Annotated in this window: 17 protein-coding genes; 7 read left to right on the plus strand and 10 right to left on the minus strand. The window is 43.1% G+C overall.

Going from position 1 to position 19,327, the window contains the following annotated elements; genetic code table 11:
* Positions 1-685 precede the first annotated feature (685 nt).
* Complete coding sequence (locus tag AC6RV6_RS06290) at positions 686-1,135, minus strand: tellurite resistance TerB family protein (protein WP_500239745.1); 450 nt, start codon at positions 1,133-1,135, stop codon at positions 686-688.
* 126 nt (positions 1,136-1,261) lie between these two features.
* Here AC6RV6_RS06290 and aspS point away from each other — a divergent pair, with 126 nt between their 5' ends.
* Positions 1,262-3,046: an aspartate--tRNA ligase gene (gene aspS, locus AC6RV6_RS06295; RefSeq protein ID WP_500239746.1), complete on the plus strand. Its 1,785-nt coding sequence runs from the start codon at positions 1,262-1,264 to the stop codon at positions 3,044-3,046.
* A gap of 6 nt (positions 3,047-3,052) precedes the next feature.
* Here the strand turns inward: aspS and AC6RV6_RS06300 are convergent, their stop codons facing one another.
* On the minus strand, positions 3,053-3,745 hold the full coding sequence (locus AC6RV6_RS06300; protein WP_500239747.1) for a L,D-transpeptidase family protein: 693 nt from the start codon (positions 3,743-3,745) through the stop codon (positions 3,053-3,055).
* Positions 3,746-3,902: 157 nt separating this feature from the next.
* Here AC6RV6_RS06300 and AC6RV6_RS06305 point away from each other — a divergent pair, with 157 nt between their 5' ends.
* The 3 genes from AC6RV6_RS06305 (at position 3,903) to AC6RV6_RS06315 (ending at position 5,716) form a co-directional block, all read left to right on the plus strand.
* Positions 3,903-4,409 carry a cupin domain-containing protein gene (locus tag AC6RV6_RS06305; RefSeq protein WP_500239748.1) on the plus strand — a complete coding sequence of 169 codons (507 nt, stop codon included), beginning with the start codon at positions 3,903-3,905 and terminating at the stop codon, positions 4,407-4,409.
* 133 nt (positions 4,410-4,542) lie between these two features.
* Positions 4,543-5,547 carry a porphobilinogen synthase gene (gene hemB, locus AC6RV6_RS06310; protein WP_500239749.1) on the plus strand — a complete coding sequence of 335 codons (1,005 nt, stop codon included), beginning with the start codon at positions 4,543-4,545 and terminating at the stop codon, positions 5,545-5,547.
* Positions 5,548-5,581: 34 nt separating this feature from the next.
* The gene (locus AC6RV6_RS06315) at positions 5,582-5,716 is read left to right on the plus strand and encodes a hypothetical protein (RefSeq protein ID WP_500239750.1); all 135 of its coding nucleotides are present in this window, start codon (positions 5,582-5,584) and stop codon (positions 5,714-5,716) included.
* Between the two features lie 11 nt (positions 5,717-5,727).
* Here AC6RV6_RS06315 and AC6RV6_RS06320 read toward each other — a convergent pair whose 3' ends face one another.
* The 4 genes from AC6RV6_RS06320 to AC6RV6_RS06335 all read right to left on the minus strand — a co-directional run bounded on the left by AC6RV6_RS06320 (position 5,728) and on the right by AC6RV6_RS06335 (position 8,848).
* A complete protein-coding gene (locus AC6RV6_RS06320) occupies positions 5,728-6,891 on the minus strand; it encodes a hypothetical protein (RefSeq protein ID WP_500239751.1) in 1,164 nt (387 codons plus the stop codon).
* Between the two features lie 73 nt (positions 6,892-6,964).
* Positions 6,965-7,129: a hypothetical protein gene (locus tag AC6RV6_RS06325; protein WP_500239752.1), complete on the minus strand. Its 165-nt coding sequence runs from the start codon at positions 7,127-7,129 to the stop codon at positions 6,965-6,967.
* The gene (locus AC6RV6_RS06330) at positions 7,126-7,449 is read right to left on the minus strand and encodes a nucleotidyltransferase domain-containing protein (RefSeq protein WP_500239753.1); all 324 of its coding nucleotides are present in this window, start codon (positions 7,447-7,449) and stop codon (positions 7,126-7,128) included. Before AC6RV6_RS06330 ends, AC6RV6_RS06325 begins: the two co-directional genes overlap by 4 nt.
* Positions 7,450-7,528: 79 nt before the next feature.
* Positions 7,529-8,848, minus strand: a complete 1,320-nt coding sequence (locus AC6RV6_RS06335) for an AAA-like domain-containing protein (RefSeq protein ID WP_500239754.1) — start codon at positions 8,846-8,848, stop codon at positions 7,529-7,531.
* Positions 8,849-8,915: 67 nt separating this feature from the next.
* Between AC6RV6_RS06335 and AC6RV6_RS06340 the strand changes: the two genes are divergently transcribed.
* Positions 8,916-10,838 carry a S9 family peptidase gene (locus tag AC6RV6_RS06340; RefSeq protein WP_500239836.1) on the plus strand — a complete coding sequence of 641 codons (1,923 nt, stop codon included), beginning with the start codon at positions 8,916-8,918 and terminating at the stop codon, positions 10,836-10,838.
* Positions 10,839-10,923: 85 nt separating this feature from the next.
* Here the strand turns inward: AC6RV6_RS06340 and AC6RV6_RS06345 are convergent, their stop codons facing one another.
* Positions 10,924-11,796: a pentapeptide repeat-containing protein gene (locus AC6RV6_RS06345; protein WP_500239755.1), complete on the minus strand. Its 873-nt coding sequence runs from the start codon at positions 11,794-11,796 to the stop codon at positions 10,924-10,926.
* Positions 11,797-12,216: 420 nt separating this feature from the next.
* On the opposite strand from AC6RV6_RS06345, the gene ilvD reads away from it, so the two are divergent.
* Positions 12,217-13,905, plus strand: coding sequence for a dihydroxy-acid dehydratase (ilvD, locus tag AC6RV6_RS06350; RefSeq protein ID WP_500239756.1), 1,689 nt, complete (start codon positions 12,217-12,219; stop codon positions 13,903-13,905).
* A 46-nt stretch (positions 13,906-13,951) separates the two neighbouring features.
* On the opposite strand, the gene gyrA is transcribed toward ilvD, so the two are convergent.
* The 3 genes from gyrA to purN all read right to left on the minus strand — a co-directional run bounded on the left by gyrA (position 13,952) and on the right by purN (position 18,737).
* On the minus strand, positions 13,952-16,666 hold the full coding sequence (gene gyrA, locus AC6RV6_RS06355) for a DNA topoisomerase (ATP-hydrolyzing) subunit A (RefSeq protein ID WP_500239757.1): 2,715 nt from the start codon (positions 16,664-16,666) through the stop codon (positions 13,952-13,954).
* Positions 16,667-16,953: 287 nt separating this feature from the next.
* Complete coding sequence (locus tag AC6RV6_RS06360) at positions 16,954-17,982, minus strand: hypothetical protein (RefSeq protein ID WP_500239758.1); 1,029 nt, start codon at positions 17,980-17,982, stop codon at positions 16,954-16,956.
* Positions 17,983-18,035: 53 nt separating this feature from the next.
* The gene (gene purN, locus AC6RV6_RS06365; protein WP_500239759.1) at positions 18,036-18,737 is read right to left on the minus strand and encodes a phosphoribosylglycinamide formyltransferase; all 702 of its coding nucleotides are present in this window, start codon (positions 18,735-18,737) and stop codon (positions 18,036-18,038) included.
* Between the two features lie 246 nt (positions 18,738-18,983).
* Between purN and AC6RV6_RS06370 the strand changes: the two genes are divergently transcribed.
* Complete coding sequence (locus AC6RV6_RS06370) at positions 18,984-19,298, plus strand: CdiA C-terminal domain-containing protein (protein WP_500239760.1); 315 nt, start codon at positions 18,984-18,986, stop codon at positions 19,296-19,298.
* Positions 19,299-19,327 lie beyond the last annotated feature (29 nt).

Consider the following 19,327-nt stretch of genomic DNA (forward strand, 5'->3'; position numbering starts at 1 on the left):
AGCATGAGCTTGTAGCGGCCAAGCAAATGTAAATGCGAGTACAAAAGCGATACAAGCAATCATTAATTTCCGTAGCTTCATTTTAGAACTCCTACATTGATTTTGTTCTGTTACCATACTAGGTGACTAGCAATCTGACAATAACATAGATCTAACAAAAATATTCAATTTAAGAAAAAAAACACTTACTAAGGGTTGTTAATATTTTTGTGTAGCAGACAGATAGAACGATCGCAGAGTAAACCTTATGCGACAACAGAAATACTGTACATATTCAGACACAGTACGCACCAGACTATTCAACTCACTTGAGTAATCTGGTTTGTAGAGTTCCCAGAAAATAGAATGCTGTAATCGCAAACAATGTTGCGATCGCTAAAGTGCAGTTCAATAATTTTGTTAGACGTTTACTAATTTTTATTTTTCGGAGTCGGATAGGTAAGAGCGATCGCAGTTTTTCTCTCGACTAACAACAAGATAAAAAAACAGGCGATCGCCTCTTCAGAGAAACAAAGGATTTTGCTCGATTATCCTTTATTTTTAATCATCATCACTTTGATAATTTCATTGGCGGACCCGAGGGTAATTTGTCCGGAATTAATTTCACTGCTATTGCGAAATTCATCAAATAATCCCATTCTTTTCTCCTATGTAAAAAAAGGGCGAGGATGACCCGCCCGCGTTATTATCCTCTATTTTTAATGACCATGACCTGAATAATTTGATCCACTTGGTCTTGAGGTAAATTTAAGGCTCGACACAGACTTCCCAACAAGTCTTCTTCTTCCTTAGAGACCTCACCATCGGACAGAACAAGATCCGTCGCGATCGCAAAGGTCGTATCGTAAAGATCGTGAGGAAGTGTTTCAATGGCGGCATTAAACAAAACATCAGCCCCATCTCGGCGCAAAATCCCTGAAATATTGTCAAACATTCGGCGCATGACATCACCGGAATAGCTGCGAAAGAGCCTCATTCGTCCCAAGGTCGTATTCAGCAGGCGAACTTCATCATCGGCGAGATAGCCATCGGCTGCGACGACTAAAAGCATAATGGCTGCAAAGGCTTCAGCAGGACCGAGAGTCACCTGTTTCTGGATGCTTCCACTTTTGCGGAATGCGTCAAATAAACCCATTTCTCTATCTTCTCCACAATCGGCATTCCCGATCTATGATGAACGACAGGAGAAGATAATGGGCAAAGTGTGAAGTTCTGTTACTATATAAAACTGCGTTATTTTTTGTGTTAAACCTCAATTGTTATGCGTACTCAATATTGTTCTGCCCTGCGAGCCAGTCATGTCGGCGAAACTGTCACCCTTTGTGGTTGGGTCGATCGCCGTCGGGATCTTGGTGGGGTTATTTTTATCGATTTGCGCGATCGCACGGGAACAATCCAAATTGTTAGCGATCCCGAGCGCACTCCCGACTCTTATGAAGATGCAGATGCGTTGAGAAATGAATATGTCATTGAAATCACTGGAGAAGTCCGTCAACGTCCGGAAGACTCCGTAAATCCTAAAATTGCAACGGGAGAGGTGGAAATTTTTGCCGATCGCATCTCTCTTCTCAACCGTGTCAGCAAGCAATTACCGTTTCAAGTTTCTACAGTCGATACGGAATCTGTTAAAGAAGAATTGCGCTTGAAATATCGTTATTTGGACTTGCGACGCGATCGCATGACGCAAAATTTAGTTTTGCGTCATCAAGTGGTTAAAGCAATGCGGCGCTTTTTGGAAGATGAGGAGAACTTTATTGAAGTGGAAACGCCAATCCTCACAAAATCGACTCCAGAAGGGGCGAGAGATTATCTCGTTCCCTCCCGGGTCAGTGGAGGGCAATGGTATGCTTTACCTCAGTCACCGCAATTATTCAAGCAATTGTTAATGGTAGCGGGATGCGATCGCTATTATCAGATTGCTCGTTGTTTTCGCGATGAAGATTTACGCGCCGATAGACAGCCAGAATTTACGCAACTGGACATGGAAATGAGTTTCATGTCGGAAGAAGAAATTATCGAGTTAAATGAAGCGTTAATCGGTTACATTTTCAAAACCGTGAAAGGAATCGATTTACCGCGTCCGTTTCCTCGGTTGACTTATAAAGACTCCCTCGCAAAATATGGGACGGATCGCCCGGATACTCGTTTTGGATTAGAGTTAGTGGAAGTTTCCGAATTGCTCAAAGATAGCGGCTTTAAAGTATTTTCTGGTGCAGTTAAAAAAGGCGGCATTATTAAAGTTCTTCCCATCCCTGACGGCGACAAAATCTCGAATGTGCGGATTAAACCCGGTGGCGATTTATTTAAGGAAGCCACGATCGCAGGGGCAAAAGGGATCGCTTATATCCGCGTCAAAAAAGATGGAGAAATTGATACAATTGGCGCAATTAAAGATAATCTCAGCGAGGAACAAAAACAAGAATTATTAGCGAAAACAGGCGCAAAAGAAGGCTATTTACTCTTGTTTGGCGCAGGAGATGCCGAGATTGTCAATAAGTCTTTAGATCGATTGCGTCAGACGATTGGTAACCAAATGGGACTGATCGATCGCGAAAAAATTAGCCTCGTTTGGATTACCGAGTTTCCGATGGTTGAATGGAATACTGATGAGAAGCGTTATGAGGCACTCCATCATCCTTTTACCGCACCTAACCCCGAAGATATCGACGATTTGAAAACAGCGAGGGCGCAGGCTTACGATCTGGTTTATAATGGCTTTGAAATTGGTGGCGGTAGCTTGCGAATTTATCAAAAAGATATTCAAGAAAAAGTGTTTGAAACAATTGGTTTATCAAAAGAAGAAGCCGCCGAAAAATTTGGGTTTCTTTTGGAAGCCTTTGAATATGGAACGCCTCCTCATGGGGGAATTGCTTATGGGTTGGATCGTTTGGTGATGCTATTGGCGAAGGAAGAATCCATTCGAGATGTGATTGCCTTTCCGAAGACTCAACAAGCGCGATCGCTATTAACAGATGCACCTGCAACGGTTGATGAAAAACAACTGAAGGAATTATATGTGCAATCGACTTATGACCCGGAAGAATAAGGGCAATTAGGGGATAATTTCTACTGTTGTCCCGGTTTGAATAACGCTATATATCTCATCAACATCTTTGTTTTTGAGAGAAATACATCCCAATGTCCAATTGTTTTGGCGATCGATGAGATTGTCCCCTCCTTCTGGTACGCCATGAATGCCAATTTCACCGCCAATACTGGCATTAACTGGAATGTTCCCTTGTTGTTTGGCTCGCAGATGCTTGCGCCATGAGTTGGGGTTGGGATAATCTAACCAAATGAATTTAGACCAACTTTGATGAGGGTAAAGATCGCGAACTTTAAAAACCCCTTCAGGCGTTTTGCGATCGCCTTCTCTGAGTTTATCTCCCGTAGGATTTCCTCCGAAAACTACAGGATAAGATTTAATTGGCTGGCGATCGTAATATAATGTCAGGATGCTCTGAGATTTATTGATAAGAATAGATGTTTTGCTTTTATCGATCGCAACAGAATTGAGAATATCGGGAATATTGCGATCGCTGTTTAATAAGTGGCTATAGTCTGGAGAAGAATGCCAAGGAGAAACTTGAGAATTTGTCAGAATTCCCCACAAATGATTGACTGGGAAAAGATAACCACGTTTAACTAAAATCAGATAAAAAGCCGTTCCGGATAATAATAGCAAGGAAAGTCCAGCGATCGCTTTTCTGTAACGCTTTTTGGTTTTAACGCGATTGTCAATCATAATCAGTTATCTAACGAGAAAACGATCGCCTCTACAACTGCGATCGCCCCTATTCCGGAAAATGTCTTTTAATGATATCATTAAACTGATACCAAATACAATCAAACCATAACGTTACTTTTCACAAAAGAATTTGCTTTAAGTGGTTTTATTCCTAATGAACAAAAATGAAATTATTAAAAAGCTGTCTCTTGTCAAACATATTGAGGGAGGATATTTTCAGGAAACTTACCGTTCTCATGCCACGATAAACACAGATCGACAAGGTAGTGAGAGAAACTTGCTCACTTCTATCTATTATATGCTGACTGACGATCGCCCCTTGGATCACTTTCACAGAAATCAATCAGATATTATTCATTATTTTCACGGCGGTTATCCCGTGACTTATTTGATTGTTGAGCCAAATGGAAAATTGTCAAAATTTAAACTGGGCTTTGATATGACTAAAGATCAGATTCCTCAGCTATTGGTGCCAAGTGGTTGTTGGAAAGCAGCAATACTCGAAGAAGGTGAATTCTGTTTACTTGGAGAAGCTGTTGCTCCCGGGTTTGACTATCAAGATATGGAACTGGCCAAACCTGATTCTTTTCGGGCGAATTTTCCGGGTTTATGGGAAGAACTATCACCTTATATCAAACAAGAAAGAAAGCCGAACAATTAAGCGATCGAATGTTTGACCTAATTTGAGGACAGCAGGAATTGACGACAGCAGGACAACTTAATAAAACTTTTCATTTTCGAGGTACGTTCCTCTCTACCATAATTTAACGAACCCTTGCTCGTCTCAAAGTGATATGCCTTCAGCAAACTCTACCTCAAACCCCCTCGACCTGATTCAACGCCCTCGTCGCTTGCGCCGCACTGCTGCATTTCGGCGCATGGTGCGGGAAACGCAACTGACAGTTAACGATCTGATTTACCCCGTATTTGTCATGGAAGGGGAGAATAAAAAAGAAGAGATTGTTTCCATGCCAGATTGCTATCGCTATTCTCTCGATTTATTGGTTAAAGAGGTGGCTGAGGCTTATAGTTTGGGAATTAATGCGATCGCTTTGTTTCCTCTCGTTGCGGATGATAAGAAAGATAATCAAGGTACGGAAGGTTATAATCCCGAGGGTTTAGTACAACGCAGCATCCGCGCTATCAAAAAAGAAGTTCCGGAAATTGTTGTCATTACCGATGTTGCTCTCGATCCGTTTTCCACCTACGGTCACGATGGTATTGTCGAAGATGGCGTGATTCTCAATGACGAAACGGTAGACGTGTTAGTGAAAATGTCGGTTTCTCATGCTGAAGCTGGAGCCGATATGGTTGCACCATCAGATATGATGGATGGTCGCATTGGTGCGATTCGAGCGGGATTGGATGAGGCAGGCTATATTGATGTCAGCATTCTCGCTTATTCTGCCAAATATGCTTCGGCTTATTATGGACCCTTCCGAGATGCCCTAGAATCTGCGCCGAAGTTTGGCGATAAGAAGACCTATCAAATGGATCCGGCGAATACGGATGAAGCATTGAAAGAGGTTGAGTTAGATATTGACGAAGGGGCTGATATTGTCATGGTTAAACCTGCTTTAGCCTATATGGATATCATTCGCCGCGTCAAAGAATTTAGCGATATGCCTGTTGCTGCTTATAATGTCAGTGGCGAATATGCCATGATTAAAGCCGCCGCACAAAAGGGCTGGATCGATGAGAAAAAAATTGTTTTAGAAACCCTCACTAGCATGAAGCGGGCAGGGGCGGATCTGATTCTTACTTATTTCGCAAAACAAGTTGCTTTGATGCTGAAGTAAGGCCAGTATAATATTGCGATCTGTCGGGAAGTGAATGAAGAAGTCTGCGATCCCTATAAAAACGGCGATCGCTTTTCTGAATCCTTCCCCAGAAGCGATCGCACGGAAATCCTATATCTTTATTCAATTGCGATATGGATTTTGTCCACAACAAGGCATCATAACTTAGATATTCTTGGTTTAAATCAGAAAGTTTTCTAGCGCTATATTCGCAGCTTCACGAATAGCAGTCGAACGGCGATCGTGTTCTGAATAGTCTTTCATAAACTTATGATACGCATCTTGATACTCTTCCTCTGACTTAAATTCATTTCGTTTGGGGTCCTCGATCTGCCTCCAAACGAATCTTAACATTCTTTCTGTTCGTTCGATTTGATCTACACAATTCCGAAATTTTCTAAATGTTTTATCATCGTGTAAAACACCAAGTTTAAATTTATAAATACCATCTGTGCGTTTTTCTTGAATATACCAGCGCACAATCATATTCAAAGTTTGCTCATAAGCAAAAGGAGTATAGGTTTCAAGAAGTTTTTTGAGTACATCTTTACGAATGTTTAGGAATTCAGATCTAGGTTTGCTTAATCCGCAATCGCTAGGATCGTTCACGTCCAAAATATTATTAGTGATTTGCCTAAAAGCGCCTCGAAACCAATTGGCAATTAAAGGAAAAGTTCCATGAATATCAATTAATTCTTTAGCCGAATGGGGTTGACTCTGATAATCTCCAATCACAATTTCTAAACCTTGTGTTTGTCTGTTACCGATTTCGATAAACATCCTCAGTTTTTGAAAGAAAATCCTAATGTTATTAATATACCTATCTATATCATTAAGATATTGTGATTCTAAACCTTGTGATTCTAAATCTTGTGTTTCCGAACCTTGTGTTTCCAAATCTTGTCTTACATTATTTGACAGTTCGTATGTATTCGCAAGAATCGCATCTGCAATCGCATTTGCAATCGCATTTGCAATGGAGGTGTTATTGTTATCTTGACCAATTTTTAGATCGATATCACCTATTCTCTCTATATCTCCAGGTAATAGCACAATTCTATCTGTATCATTTTGAGACTTCTCTAGTGCATATCCCCAACCTATCAGCCACCTTTGACAAGTATCTACAGACCACGTAGAAAGTATCTCTAATCGTTTATCTCTTTTTAGTTCGTCCCAATCAGAGGGGTTCATCTTGTTTTTGGTAGCTTCTTCAATCACAAGAATTGCTATTCTCCCATGTGTCGCAGCCGACGAACACTCCACTATTTTCTCAAAAATAGCTTTTTGAATTTCTGATTTTAAACCACCATAAGGAAATATAATTACAACTTGAGTTTCCATGACTGCCTAAACTTTTTTTGATATCAACAATATTAGCACTAAACCCGAGTGTTATTATCTCATACTCTATGCGTCAATAAGTAGCACAAAAAATAGTACAAAAAGCAGATGCGATGTAAAACATTCCATAATAAGCACGAGAAACCGCTAACTCAGCCAAATTGCTGTCTATTAATAAATCTGCACCGATTAAACTACATCGAGCTTTTTCTAATAGTAATTGTTGTTCGTGCGTCATAAGACAATACCTTCTCGTCGTACATTCAATAAAAAAGGGCTATTTTCTTGTTTAAATCTCTCCTGAGAAACGAAAGCACGAGAAATCACTGTTTCATATTCTAGAGATAAATCAGCAATAAATTTACTGGTTTTCTCAATTTCCTCCCTATAATTAAATCTTCGATTTAAAACAATTAGAACATCAATATCCGAATATTCTCCAGCATCTCCTCGTGCTTGAGAACCATATAAAATAATTTTTATCGAGTTTTCTTGGTAATTCTTAACAAACCAATTTTTAAGGATCGATATGATTTCATCTAAATTAGGATTTTTCATGCTTTCTCCTTATTTTGTGGATATTTTTCGATTGCGAACCTTCTTTGACTTTCCTTCGCATTATCAATCCTCCTCAAATTCAATTTAACAACTGGTAAAAATAATCTCGATACAAGCGATAACGAGGAAAAACGGCGCGATCGCTAAACTGAACTAAGCCCAAATTATATAACTTCTGTGCTTGTTCCTTCTCCTGATAAGATTGTAACTCAAGGGAATTTTCTGCGGTATAAATCTTTTCAAATACGGTAATAATTTCTTGAGGGAGTTGTTTTAAATAACGACGATAGCGGCGTAAATGACTGCCATAAATTCCCGACTCTGCGATCGCACTCTCTCGCAAAGTCTCAAAATCTCCTTCTCCTCTGGCGAAATAAGTTAAAGATTTCTGCACTAAATCAGGATGTCCCCCTATCAATTCCATTAAATTCCTAACTTGTTCCTCATCCCATGACAAACCATATAATTTAGACAATTCCCAAACTTCCTCCGTGGTAAATTCAGGAATAGAGATTTGCGTCCCGACATTAAACGGCGATTGATTGATTTCCAACTGTTCGTATAATTCCGTATGAACGATGAGCAATCGTAATGTTTGCCAAATCTTTCTCGTTTTTGCCTGTTCGTGTAGCGTTCTGAGAATCCCTAAAAACTCCCCAGCAATCTTAGCATAAGGAAAAATGCGATCGACATCATCTAAGGCAATTGTAAGAGGTTGATTATCAGCAAGCAAGTATTTCTCAAAATAAGTCATACACTTCACCTTATTATTGCCGAGCTTACTTTGCCAATGCTTTTCAATATTATTTTCCCCGGCCAAAATTTCCGTCACACTGGTACAAAACCAGAGTAAAAAACTTTCTAAACTAGCAAAATCCGACGCTTCTGCAAGGCGCAAACTCAAGCGAACGACGCGATCGCCGCGACTCTTGCGATAATTTAATCCTTTTGCCATCAGCAGCGTTTTCCCCATTTGCCAGGGAGCCTTAATACGAACCAAACACCCTGCTTGTGATAAAGTATGATAAAAAGATTGTTCGATTTGAGGACGTTCTAATTCTCGTGAATTGGCAATAATTTCTCTAGTGTCTTTGATAGGAGAAAGAATACGATCGTGAGAATTGTTCCAGTTGTGCCAATGTCGTTCTAATGCCTTGCGAAAATTGCGCTTTTCTACTTTTTCTCCTAACGCATCGGATAATTTTCGCCATAAATCTTGCCCGATTGTGCCGCGAATATAATCGGGATTAAAATTAGCTTCGCTGGCAATCTCTTCGTACTTTTTCTTCTGCCAAGAGCCTTGTAGCACGATCGCTTCGATATCTGTTAAATGTTCCCCCGTGCGATCGCAAAGGACGCGATCGGCAATTTGTAGTAATTCAGCTTCTCCAAAATTCATAACTTGTTTCTCTAACCCGCTAAACTACGATAAAATAAAAGACTAATTTGTTATGGTAGCGATCGCGATGAGTCATCCCCAAACCGCTCCTTTTGGTGCATGGAAATCCCCCATTACTGCCGATCTTATTGTATCGGGAACGATTGGGCTAGTCGATGCGGTCGTCGATGGAGAAACCGTTTATTGGTTGGAGGGGCGACCCTCAGAAGGGGGACGGAATGTTATCGTCAAACAGGATTCTCAGGGAAATGCGATCGATATCACGCCGCAACCATTTAACGTTCGCACTCGGGTGCATGAGTATGGTGGTGGGGCATTTTTAATCGCAATGGGAACGATCTATTTTGCCAATTTTGCCGACCAACGACTCTATCAGCAAGTACCGGGATCTGAACCGCAACCGTTAACCCCTGAAAATCAAAAACGCTATACCGATGCAATTTTAGATCGCGATCGCTTAATCTGCGTTTGCGAAGACCATACAGGAGAAGGAGAGCCGAAAAACACCCTCTCAACTGTCGATTTAAACACGGGAGAAGTCCGCGAACTCGTATCGGGAAGCGATTTCTATACCTCCCCTCGCTTGAGTCCAGATGGTTCCCAATTAGCATGGATCGATTGGAATCACCCCAATATGCCTTGGGATGGGACAAAATTATGGATTGCAACCCTACAAAGTAATGGAACTTTAGATAACGTACAGTGTATTGCCGGCGGAGAAGAAGAGTCAATCTGCGCCCCGGAATGGAGTCCCGACGGCGTATTATATTTTACGAGCGATCGCAATAATTGGTGGAATTTATATCGCTTTATCGACGGTAAAAGCGAATGCGTTTATGAAAAAGATGCAGAATTTGGCTATCCTCACTGGGTCTTTGGCGAAAAACCTTATACATTTTTAAACGAAAAGCAAATACTTTGTACCTATTCTCAAAATGGTCGCAAATATTTAGCCAAACTCGATCTAGAAAGCCAAAAATTAACAACTTTAGATGTTCCTTTTACCAGTATTTATTCCTTGACAAAACAAGGGAAATATGCTTATTTTATCGCCGGTTCTCCCCTCGAACCCACTCAACTTGTCAAACTAGATTTAAACACCCTCAACTACACGACGTTAAAGAAATCAAGCACCATTGAAGGAAACCCGGACTATTTTTCTCTGCCTGAAGCGATCGCCTTTCCCACAGAAGCCGGAAAGACTGCTTATGCTTGGTTCTATCCTCCCAAGAATAAAGATTATACCGCCCCCGCAGAAACCTTACCTCCCTTATTAGTCAAAAGTCACGGCGGCCCCACTGCAGCCACTTCTGCAACCTTTAATTTAAGAATTCAATATTGGACGAGTCGCGGTTTTGCTTTTGTGGATGTGAACTATGGCGGAAGTACGGGATACGGCCGAGAATATCGCCAACGCTTGCACAAAAAATGGGGAATTGTGGATGTTGATGACTGTACGAATGCAGCCAAATATTTAGCCGATCGAGGACGAGTAGATCGGGAAAAATTAGCGATCGCAGGAGGAAGTGCAGGTGGATATACAACCCTTGCGGCCTTAACTTTTAAAGATGTCTTTAAAGCTGGAGCGAGTTATTATGGAGTCAGCGATTTAGAAGTTCTTGCCAAAGATACCCATAAATTTGAATCCCGCTATCTCGATGGTTTGATCGGGAAATATCCCGAAGAAAAACACATTTATGACCAACGTTCTCCCATTTATTTCACCGATCGCTTATCTTGTCCCGTTATTTTCTTTCAAGGGTTAGAAGATCGAGTTGTTCCTCCCAATCAAGCAGAAATGATGGTGGCAGCCATTCAGAAAAAAGGTTTACCGGTTGCATATATTGCCTTTGAAGGGGAACAACATGGGTTTCGTCGGGCAGAAAATATTAAACGTGCTTTAGACGGGGAATTTTACTTTTATGCTCGTATTTTTGGCTTTAAACCCGCAGAGGCGATCGAACCGATTGAAATCATGAATTTAGATTAATCCTACAGCCAATAGAGAGGCGATTCGAGCAGTTAAATCAGTGACTGATTGCCTCTTTATTATTAAACTGTTTACTGATAACTATTCATGCTTTTCCATTCAGATCGCGACTTCCCGCATCCGGCATAATTGCTCCGCGTAAATCCGTATTCTTAAAATTGACATTATTAATATTGGCATCAATTAACTGTGCCTCAACTAAAATTGCTCCCGTCATATTCGACCAACACAATTGAGCCTTATAAAAATTACCGCGAGTAAAATCCGTACTTCGTAATGTTGTCCAAATGATATGAGCAGCTCTAAAATTGGATTCGGGAAACTTACTGCTCCCTAAATTGGCACTGCTAATACGCGCGTGACTGAAATCGACTTTTGCCCCCGTTGCGTAACTCAAATTTGCGCCATCCAAGATTGCTTTTGCTAAATTGGCATTATCTAAATTTGCCTTCATCAAAACCGCATTCGTTAAATTCGCCCCTTCTAAATTCACCCCTTCAAGGGAAGCGTTCATTAATTTTGCTCGTCCCAAGTTGCAGCCAATTAACTTGGCTCGACTTAAATTGCTCTCACGTAAATCGGCTTCGCTGAGAACGGCAAAACTCAAATCTGCTCCTGTCAAAATAGCACCGTGGAGATTAGCTGCTCTCAAAGAAGCATTGATTAATTTAGCCCCTTTTAAGGTCGCATTTTTTAAATTAGCGCCAATTAAATTAGCTTCGTTTAAAAGAGCATCAAGATGAGATTCACTGAGGTTGGCTTCTCTTAAGTTGGTTCTTGCTAAATTGGCACCAATTAAGTTTGCTCCACTCAGATCGCATTCGCGCAAATTTGCATCGCTTAAATCAGCCCCACCCAGAAAAGCGCTCTCGAGTTTTGCGCCTTGAAAATCTCGTTCTCCCCTTGCATAGCGTTGCAAGAGTTCTGCGGCATTCATCATCAATAACCCTTTACTCATATCCTCAATTACTTTGCGATACAACACCGTGAAAAAGTTGGCAGGCGATCGCCTTCCCGTTTATTGATAGTTTTCAATGTTGCACCCCTGAAATTTGTCCGTTTTGACTGCTCTATTCGAGCATTGCTTCTATTTAGTTATAATTCTTCATCTGTAGGAATAACCGATTGACCTGCGATCGTTTGGGCAGCGATCGCGATCCCTTCTTTAATGAAAATACAGTAAAAACAAGGCCGGGTAAGGCAATCAGACTTTCTTAAACAATTGTTAAGGATTTAGGGGATTTACGTATTTCCCGAGAAAAACTAACATTTCCAAAAAATTCCCAAAGATTGCCAAAAGAAGGGAAGGAAAGTTGGACAATAGAGCAATAGCTTCATCAAAATTGCCTTCTGGGTTAGCAGGAGAACAGAACAGATTATGTCAAGCAATGTATCGGACAACCGGAGAAGTCAGACCATTACTCAAGGCGTTCGGCGATCGCCCAACCGTGCCATGTTACGGGCGGTGGGATTTGGGGACGACGATTTTAGCAAGCCTATCGTCGGGCTTGCTAACGGTTATAGCACGATTACCCCCTGCAATATGGGGATTAATCTGCTGGCCGGACGGGCAGAAACCGCACTGCGAGAGGCGGGAGCCATGCCCCAGATGTTTGGGACGATTACTGTATCCGATGGTATCGCTATGGGGACTGAAGGGATGAAATATTCCCTTGTTTCGCGGGAAGTCATTGCCGATGCCATTGAAACCGCCTGTAATGCTCAAAGTATGGATGGCGTGCTGGCGATCGGGGGTTGCGATAAAAATATGCCCGGGGCGATGATCGCCATGGCCCGCATGAATATTCCCGCTATTTTTGTCTATGGCGGCACCATAAAACCGGGACATTACAACGGGCAAGATTTAACCGTGGTCAGTGCTTTTGAGGCGGTCGGGCAGCACGGGGCAGGGAAAATGGATGAGGAGACCCTGATGGCGATCGAGCGCAATGCTTGTCCGGGGGCAGGATCTTGCGGGGGAATGTATACGGCGAATACCATGTCTTCGGCGTTTGAGGTGATGGGGATGAGCTTGCCCTATTCTTCGACGATGGCCGCCGAAGATGAGGAAAAGGCGGAGAGTACCGCAAAATCGGCTGAGGTTTTGGTGGCAGCGATTCGGAAGCAAATTCTCCCTCGTCAGATTTTGACCCGCAAGGCCTTTGAAAATGCCATTTCTGTGATTATGGCGATCGGGGGATCGACGAATGCGGTTTTACATTTGTTAGCGATCGCTCGCACGATTGGCGTAGATTTAACCCTCGACGATTTTGAAACCATTCGCAATCGCGTTCCAGTATTATGTGATTTGAAGCCAAGCGGGCGTTATGTTGCCACAAATCTGCACGCGGCGGGAGGGATTCCTCAAGTGATGAAAATGTTATTGAGTCACGATTTGCTGCATGGCGATGCCTTAACCATCAGTGGGCAAACCGTTGCGGAAGTTTTGGCGGAAATTCCCGATGAACCTTCCTCCGACCAAGATGTGATTCGCCCGTGGGACAATCCCATGTATCAAACCGGGCATCTTGCCATTTTGAAAGGGAATTTAGCGGAATTTGGCGGCGTGGCCAAAATTAGCGGCGTGAAAAATCCGCAAATGACGGGACCTGCGAAGGTGTTTGAGTCGGAGGAAGAATGTTTGAGCGCAATCCTCGAGGGAAAAATCGGGGCGGGAGATGCGATCGTCGTGCGCTATGAAGGCCCGAAAGGAGGGCCGGGGATGCGGGAAATGTTGGCCCCTACTTCTGCCATTATTGGCGCGGGTTTGGGGGATTCTGTGGGCTTGATTACCGATGGGCGTTTCTCTGGAGGAACTTACGGGTTAGTTGTAGGTCACGTGGCTCCAGAAGCGGCGGTGGGCGGCGCGATCGCTTTGGTTAAAGAAGGCGATATGATTACGATTGATGCGAAAGCGCGATCGCTACACCTTCATGTTTCTGACGAAGAATTAGCGCAACGCCGTGCCAACTGGAAAGCACCCGAACCTCGCTATACTAAGGGGGTTTTGGCAAAATATGCGAAGTTGGTTTCTTCGAGCCATCTCGGAGCTGTGACGGATTCGTAACGAGTCTTGAAGGAGTAGAGCGGGCAATGCCCGCTCTCAGCGATCGCTATTCCTCTTCTCCCGTACTCTCTTCTGTTATCGTGTCAACTTCAGTGACTTCAGCTTCAGTTGCTTCAATCTCAGTTGCCTCAGTTTCAGTGACTTCAGTTTCAGTTGCTTCAACCTCAGTTGCCTCAGCTTCTATGGCTTCGACTTCAGTTGCTTCAAAACTTTCCTCTTCGTCCGAAAGCGGCACGATCGCAACAGCAGCGATCGCATCGTCTGTATCCAACTTTTGCACCCGTACTCCCGTCGCCCCGCGAGACTGAGGAGAAATGGCATCGACCGCTTGACGAATAATAACGCCTCGATTCGTGACTAGCATTAACTCATCTCCTGGGTGGACGACGAGTAAACCCACTAACTCATCCTCTTTCGACTTGAATTTGATCGCCCGCAGTCCCATTCCCGCTCGGTTTTGCAGGCGGAATTGAGACACCGGAACCCGCTTTCCGTAACCTTTGGCGGTGATGACCAAAACCCAAGGGCCTTCTCCCGCATCCGTTACGGTTTCTACGGTTTCCTCGCCATTTTCTTCAGTTTCCTCCTCTTCTTCCGTGCTGGGAGCAAGACTCGCCACGACTTGACTGGGGAAAATATCCATGCCGATCGCATTGTCATTTTTCTTCAGTTTCATGGACTTCACCCCCCGCGTTGCCCGTCCGAGAGGTCGCAGCTGTTGATGACTGGCTTGAAAATGAATAGCCATTCCCAACCGGGATCCGAGAATGATGCTATCTTCCTCTTTGGCCAAACGCACCCAGCGCAAACTATCCCCTTCTCCGAGGGAAATGGCAATCAAACCATTGGTGCGAATATTGCTAAAGGCAGACAATGCGGTTTTCTTAATGATTCCGTTTTGGGTCAGCATGACCAGATAACCATCGTCGCTAAACTCGCTGACACCAATTAACGAGGTAATTTTTTCCTCCCGAGGGATGGGGAGAAGTTGGACAATGGGCGCTCCCCGTGCCGTCCGGGATGCCGTGGGAATTTTGTAAGTATTGAGAGAGTAAACGACTCCGCGATCGCTAAAAAATAGCACCATATCGTGATCGCAACAGGTTAAGAAATGTTCGACGGCATCATCTTCCTTGATTTTGGCCCCCGCCCGTCCGCGAGTGGCGCGGTTTTGTGCCTCGAAGGTATCCACGGGCATCCGCTTGATATATCCTTGTTCGGTGAGAAGAATGACAACGGGTTCGTTGGCGATGAGATCGGTTTCGTCTAATTCTCCTTCTGCGGCCAGAATCTCCGTGCGTCGAGGAGTCGCATGAATGTTCTTAATTTCTGTGACTTCCTCGACAATAATGGCTTCGATCCGCTCTCGCCGGGCCAAAATATCTTCTAAGTCTGCGATCGTTGCCAGTAATTCTTCATGTTCTGCCTGAATTTTCTCGGCTTCTAAAGCAGTTAAACGACGTAACTGCATTTGTAAAATGGCATCAGCCTGAACTTCTGAAAGTCCAAAACTCTCCACTAATTGCTGTTTTGCCGTTGCGGTATCCGCCGCTTGGCGAATGAGTCGAATCACTGCATCTAAGTTTTCTAGCGCAATGAGCAATCCTTGCAAAATGTGGTCGCGTTCCCGGGCCTTGCGGAGTTTATACTGGGTACGACGAGTAATGGCTTCGATGCGAAAATCGAGGAACACTTGCAAAAAGCACTTTAGATCGAGGAGTTGGGGTTCTCCGTTGACCAAGGCCAGCATATTGGCCCCGAAATTGCTGCGTAGGGGGGTTTGTTTGTAGAGATTATTGAGGACGACTCGAGCGATCGCATCTCGTTTTAATTCGATGACAATTCGCATGCCATCGCGATCGCTTTCATCGCGAATGTCGGAGATGCCATCAATGCGTTTATCGTTAACGAGATCGGCTATTTTTTCAATTAACGCGGCCTTGTTGGTTTGATAGGGCAGTTGAGTGACGATAATGGCCTCGCGATCGGGACGGCCGCGATGTTCGATCAGTTCGATCGCTGCGACCCCCTGCATGGTAATCGAACCGCGTCCGGTGGTATAGGCATCGCGGATGCCGGCATGTCCTAAAATTTGCGCTCCCGTCGGAAAATCAGGGCCTTTGATATAGTGTCGCAGGTCTTGAATGGTAACTTCTGGGTTTTCAATCAGGGCAATTAATCCGTCGATGACTTCCCCTAAATTATGGGGGGGAATATTGGTGGCCATCCCCACGGCAATTCCCGAAGAACCGTTCAGCAAAAGTTGCGGAATGCGGGAAGGGAGGACGACGGGTTCTTGTTGCGCCCCGTCAAAGGTATCGGCAAAATCAACGGTTTCTGCTTCGATGTCTCGCAATAAAGCATTGGTGGCTAAAGATTGCAAGCGACATTCCGTGTAACGCATGGCGGCGGGGGGATCGTTGTCCACGGAGCCAAAGTTACCGTGACCGTTAATCAGAGGATTACGCATGGAAAAATCCTGCGCCATCCGCACGAGGGCATCATAAACCGCCGTATCGCCGTGAGGGTGGTACTTCCCAAGAACTTCTCCAACAACCCTCGCGCATTTCCGGAAGGGACGTTCGGGGGTGAGTCCCAACTCGTACATGGCGTAGAGAATGCGGCGGTGAACGGGTTTGAGACCGTCTCTCGCATCGGGTAATGCCCGCCCCACGATTACGCTCATCGCGTATTCGAGATAGGAGCGCGACATTTCATTTCTTAAATCTGTTGGGACAATTCGTTCCTGAGAGGAAGTCATAGGGTAAACAACTCCGTAAAATTGAAGTAATGGGAAAATGCTAAAGATTCGAGCTTTTTTTGCTTTACTCGGGCATCGTTTTATGGGTGCTACTTATCTGTACTACTTTTTCCCAATCGTTCTACTAAATTGATATGGTTTTCTCTACTATTTTATCTTGATTTTGTCTCTCTGGGAAGGGCATAGATTTAAAAACAGTTGTTATCAGCCTAATTTGAATTATCAATGGCACAAAAAAGGCTTCTCATTAATTAATTTTATGTTAGATTTGTCACGATCTTGAAGTCTTAATTTTCCACAATAGAATCACTGATAAATGATAATAAGTTATTTTGATTGAGAACGCGAAGGCCGTATAAACTGGTTAAACTTTCTGTCAATTCATCTTTGAGATCGAGGATGACGAGAAGAGCGCGATCGGGACTGATTCCTAATGTACTTCTAAATTTAGAATATTTCTCAATATGTCCTTGATAATCGCCAGTTTTACATTCAATCCAAAGCGGTTCGCCTTCAATCAAAAAGAGCATATCTAGCTCAAAATCCTCTCCTGTCGCCAGAATAATTTGCGAGTTAACGAGAAGTTGATAGCGAAGTTCTTGTGCGGCTAAAATTTCAACAATTTCCAGCTTGATAAAACGCTCGAACCAGTTACCATCAAAAAAACGTTTGATGCCTCCTTCTTTAATTGTATTAGCGTGAATTGTTTTATTATTGCGTTGATAGCGATATTCTTTTAAAAATGCTCGCTCGAAGAGAGTTTTACCAAATTGGGTACAAGCGCCAATTTCTTGAGGGGGACGAGAGGATAAATTGAGAGAAAAACTTTGACTGTCGTGGTGATTGCGTTTAATTTTTAAATAAAGACGTTTGACGAGATCGTATCTGCGACCGAGAAGCAAGGCAATATGATTGAAAACTCGATCTTCTGGAGCGGGTTTGTGATAGTTTTTGACTTCAATATTGCGACTGTTTAACCATGCAATCGCGCGATCGCATTCCGGTTCGCTAATTTCTACTTCTGGAGAACTCGGTAATTTTCCCTCGTTCTTTTTCGCGGTTTTAAGGTTGGGTAATGCGGCATAATAGTCGGGATCGAGTTGAGTGAGAATGCGATCGAGTTGGGTGCGGGTTTTTTGCTGTTCTTTTTCAACAATATTTCTCACTCTTAGAACCGATGCACCGACTGTTGCACTGGCACTAAGGCCACAAAATAGAGCGATCGCTTTACTGGAAGAAAACAGTAAAGAGGCTGTAATACCAACACCGATACCGACTCCTGTAGCCCAAAGACTGTCGATCGCTCTCTCACGCATAATCGATCCCGCTAAAACAACTCAATCTATTATATCTGAGTTATTGTTGTTTTTTATCTGCTTTCTTTCGGACTTATTGGAGGGCTATTGGGATTCTTAGCGAACTGTTGAGCTGCAAGGGCGATCGCGGGAGGAAAAATGCGATGTTCTTGGACTTGAATGCGGGCGTGAAGGGTATCTGAGGTATCCTCGGGTAAGATGGGAACAACAGCTTGCATGAGAATGGGACCGCTATCGACTTCTACGCATGCTAAATGGACGCTACATCCCGTTACTTTGACTCCGGCGGCGAGAGCTTGTTCTACGGCTTTAATTCCGGGGAAACTGGGGAGTAAACTGGGGTGAATATTGATAACGCGATCGCGAAAAGCATCGAGTAAGGTTGAGGTGACAATTCGCATCCAGCCTGCCATAATGACCCAATCAGCTTGATACTTTTGTAGGGTTTCAACAATAGCGAAATCCAGTGCTTCTCGACTTTGATAATGTTTATGATTTAAAAGAACAGCGGGAATGCCGAGATTTTTTGCGCGTTCTACCGCTTTGGCTTTGGGTTTATTGTAAATAAGGACTTGTATTTTAGCATTCAGTTGTCCGGCTTCAATAGCGCGAGCGATCGCTTCAAAGTTACTTCCGCTTCCGGATGCTAAAACTCCTAAATTTAAAGTTTCTTCAAGTTTTAGTTGCTCTGGGATAATGGGAGGAGAAATTAAAACAGGAGTATTTTGAAGTGCGGGTGAAACTGTTTCTAGCATAGAGAGTTTAAGAGGGTGAGTTTGAGCGATCGCGCTACGTTTTTGGAAAAATATTGTGTTTTTTAGGTGAATTATGATGACTGAATTACGATACCATAAAGAAGATTAACAGAAAAGATTAATATAAGCGATCGCACTGTCCCATCTCAAAGTTTAGGAGGAATACCACTGGGAACATCAACTCAAATTGAAGATAATGAGGATGATGAGACGAAGCGATCGCTAAGGCGAGAAAATGAATCGGCGATGACTCTGGCCAAGGCAGGCTATAATATAGAACAGAATCCCAACGTCACTGGATATAAACAACCAGATTATAAAATTGAAGGAAAAATCTTCGATTGTTACTCACCAAAAACAGCAAATGCTCGCAATCTGTTAGATGTAATCGCTGAAAAAGTTAATAAAAAACAGGCTGAACGCATTGTTCTCAATCTTGATGATACTAAAATTTCTTTAAAAAAATTACGTCAACAATTGGTAAATGCTCCAATTCCCAATCTTAAAGAAATCTTGTTAATTAAAGATGGTAATATTGTATCATTCTATCCTTTTGATTAATCAAAAAAACAATTAACGGAGGTTTAACA

It is taken from the genome of Spirulina sp. LEGE 11439 (assembly GCF_059821285.1).

Excerpts from the sequence above, each read along its gene's own strand:
- AC6RV6_RS06290 (WP_500239745.1), bottom strand. The coding sequence starts at position 1,135 with ATGGGTTTATTTGACGCATTCCGCAAAAGTGGAAGCATCCAGAAACAG.
- aspS (WP_500239746.1), top strand. The coding sequence starts at position 1,262 with ATGCGTACTCAATATTGTTCTGCCCTGCGAGCCAGTCATGTCGGCGAA.
- AC6RV6_RS06300 (WP_500239747.1), bottom strand. The coding sequence starts at position 3,745 with ATGATTGACAATCGCGTTAAAACCAAAAAGCGTTACAGAAAAGCGATC.
- AC6RV6_RS06305 (WP_500239748.1), top strand. The coding sequence starts at position 3,903 with ATGAACAAAAATGAAATTATTAAAAAGCTGTCTCTTGTCAAACATATT.
- hemB (WP_500239749.1), top strand. The coding sequence starts at position 4,543 with ATGCCTTCAGCAAACTCTACCTCAAACCCCCTCGACCTGATTCAACGC.
- AC6RV6_RS06315 (WP_500239750.1), top strand. The coding sequence starts at position 5,582 with ATGAAGAAGTCTGCGATCCCTATAAAAACGGCGATCGCTTTTCTGAAT.
- AC6RV6_RS06320 (WP_500239751.1), bottom strand. The coding sequence starts at position 6,891 with ATGGAAACTCAAGTTGTAATTATATTTCCTTATGGTGGTTTAAAATCA.
- AC6RV6_RS06325 (WP_500239752.1), bottom strand. The coding sequence starts at position 7,129 with ATGACGCACGAACAACAATTACTATTAGAAAAAGCTCGATGTAGTTTA.
- AC6RV6_RS06330 (WP_500239753.1), bottom strand. The coding sequence starts at position 7,449 with ATGAAAAATCCTAATTTAGATGAAATCATATCGATCCTTAAAAATTGG.
- AC6RV6_RS06335 (WP_500239754.1), bottom strand. The coding sequence starts at position 8,848 with ATGAATTTTGGAGAAGCTGAATTACTACAAATTGCCGATCGCGTCCTT.
- AC6RV6_RS06340 (WP_500239836.1), top strand. The coding sequence starts at position 8,916 with ATGAGTCATCCCCAAACCGCTCCTTTTGGTGCATGGAAATCCCCCATT.
- AC6RV6_RS06345 (WP_500239755.1), bottom strand. The coding sequence starts at position 11,796 with ATGAGTAAAGGGTTATTGATGATGAATGCCGCAGAACTCTTGCAACGC.
- ilvD (WP_500239756.1), top strand. The coding sequence starts at position 12,217 with ATGTCAAGCAATGTATCGGACAACCGGAGAAGTCAGACCATTACTCAA.
- gyrA (WP_500239757.1), bottom strand. The coding sequence starts at position 16,666 with ATGACTTCCTCTCAGGAACGAATTGTCCCAACAGATTTAAGAAATGAA.
- AC6RV6_RS06360 (WP_500239758.1), bottom strand. The coding sequence starts at position 17,982 with ATGCGTGAGAGAGCGATCGACAGTCTTTGGGCTACAGGAGTCGGTATC.
- purN (WP_500239759.1), bottom strand. The coding sequence starts at position 18,737 with ATGCTAGAAACAGTTTCACCCGCACTTCAAAATACTCCTGTTTTAATT.
- AC6RV6_RS06370 (WP_500239760.1), top strand. The coding sequence starts at position 18,984 with ATGACTCTGGCCAAGGCAGGCTATAATATAGAACAGAATCCCAACGTC.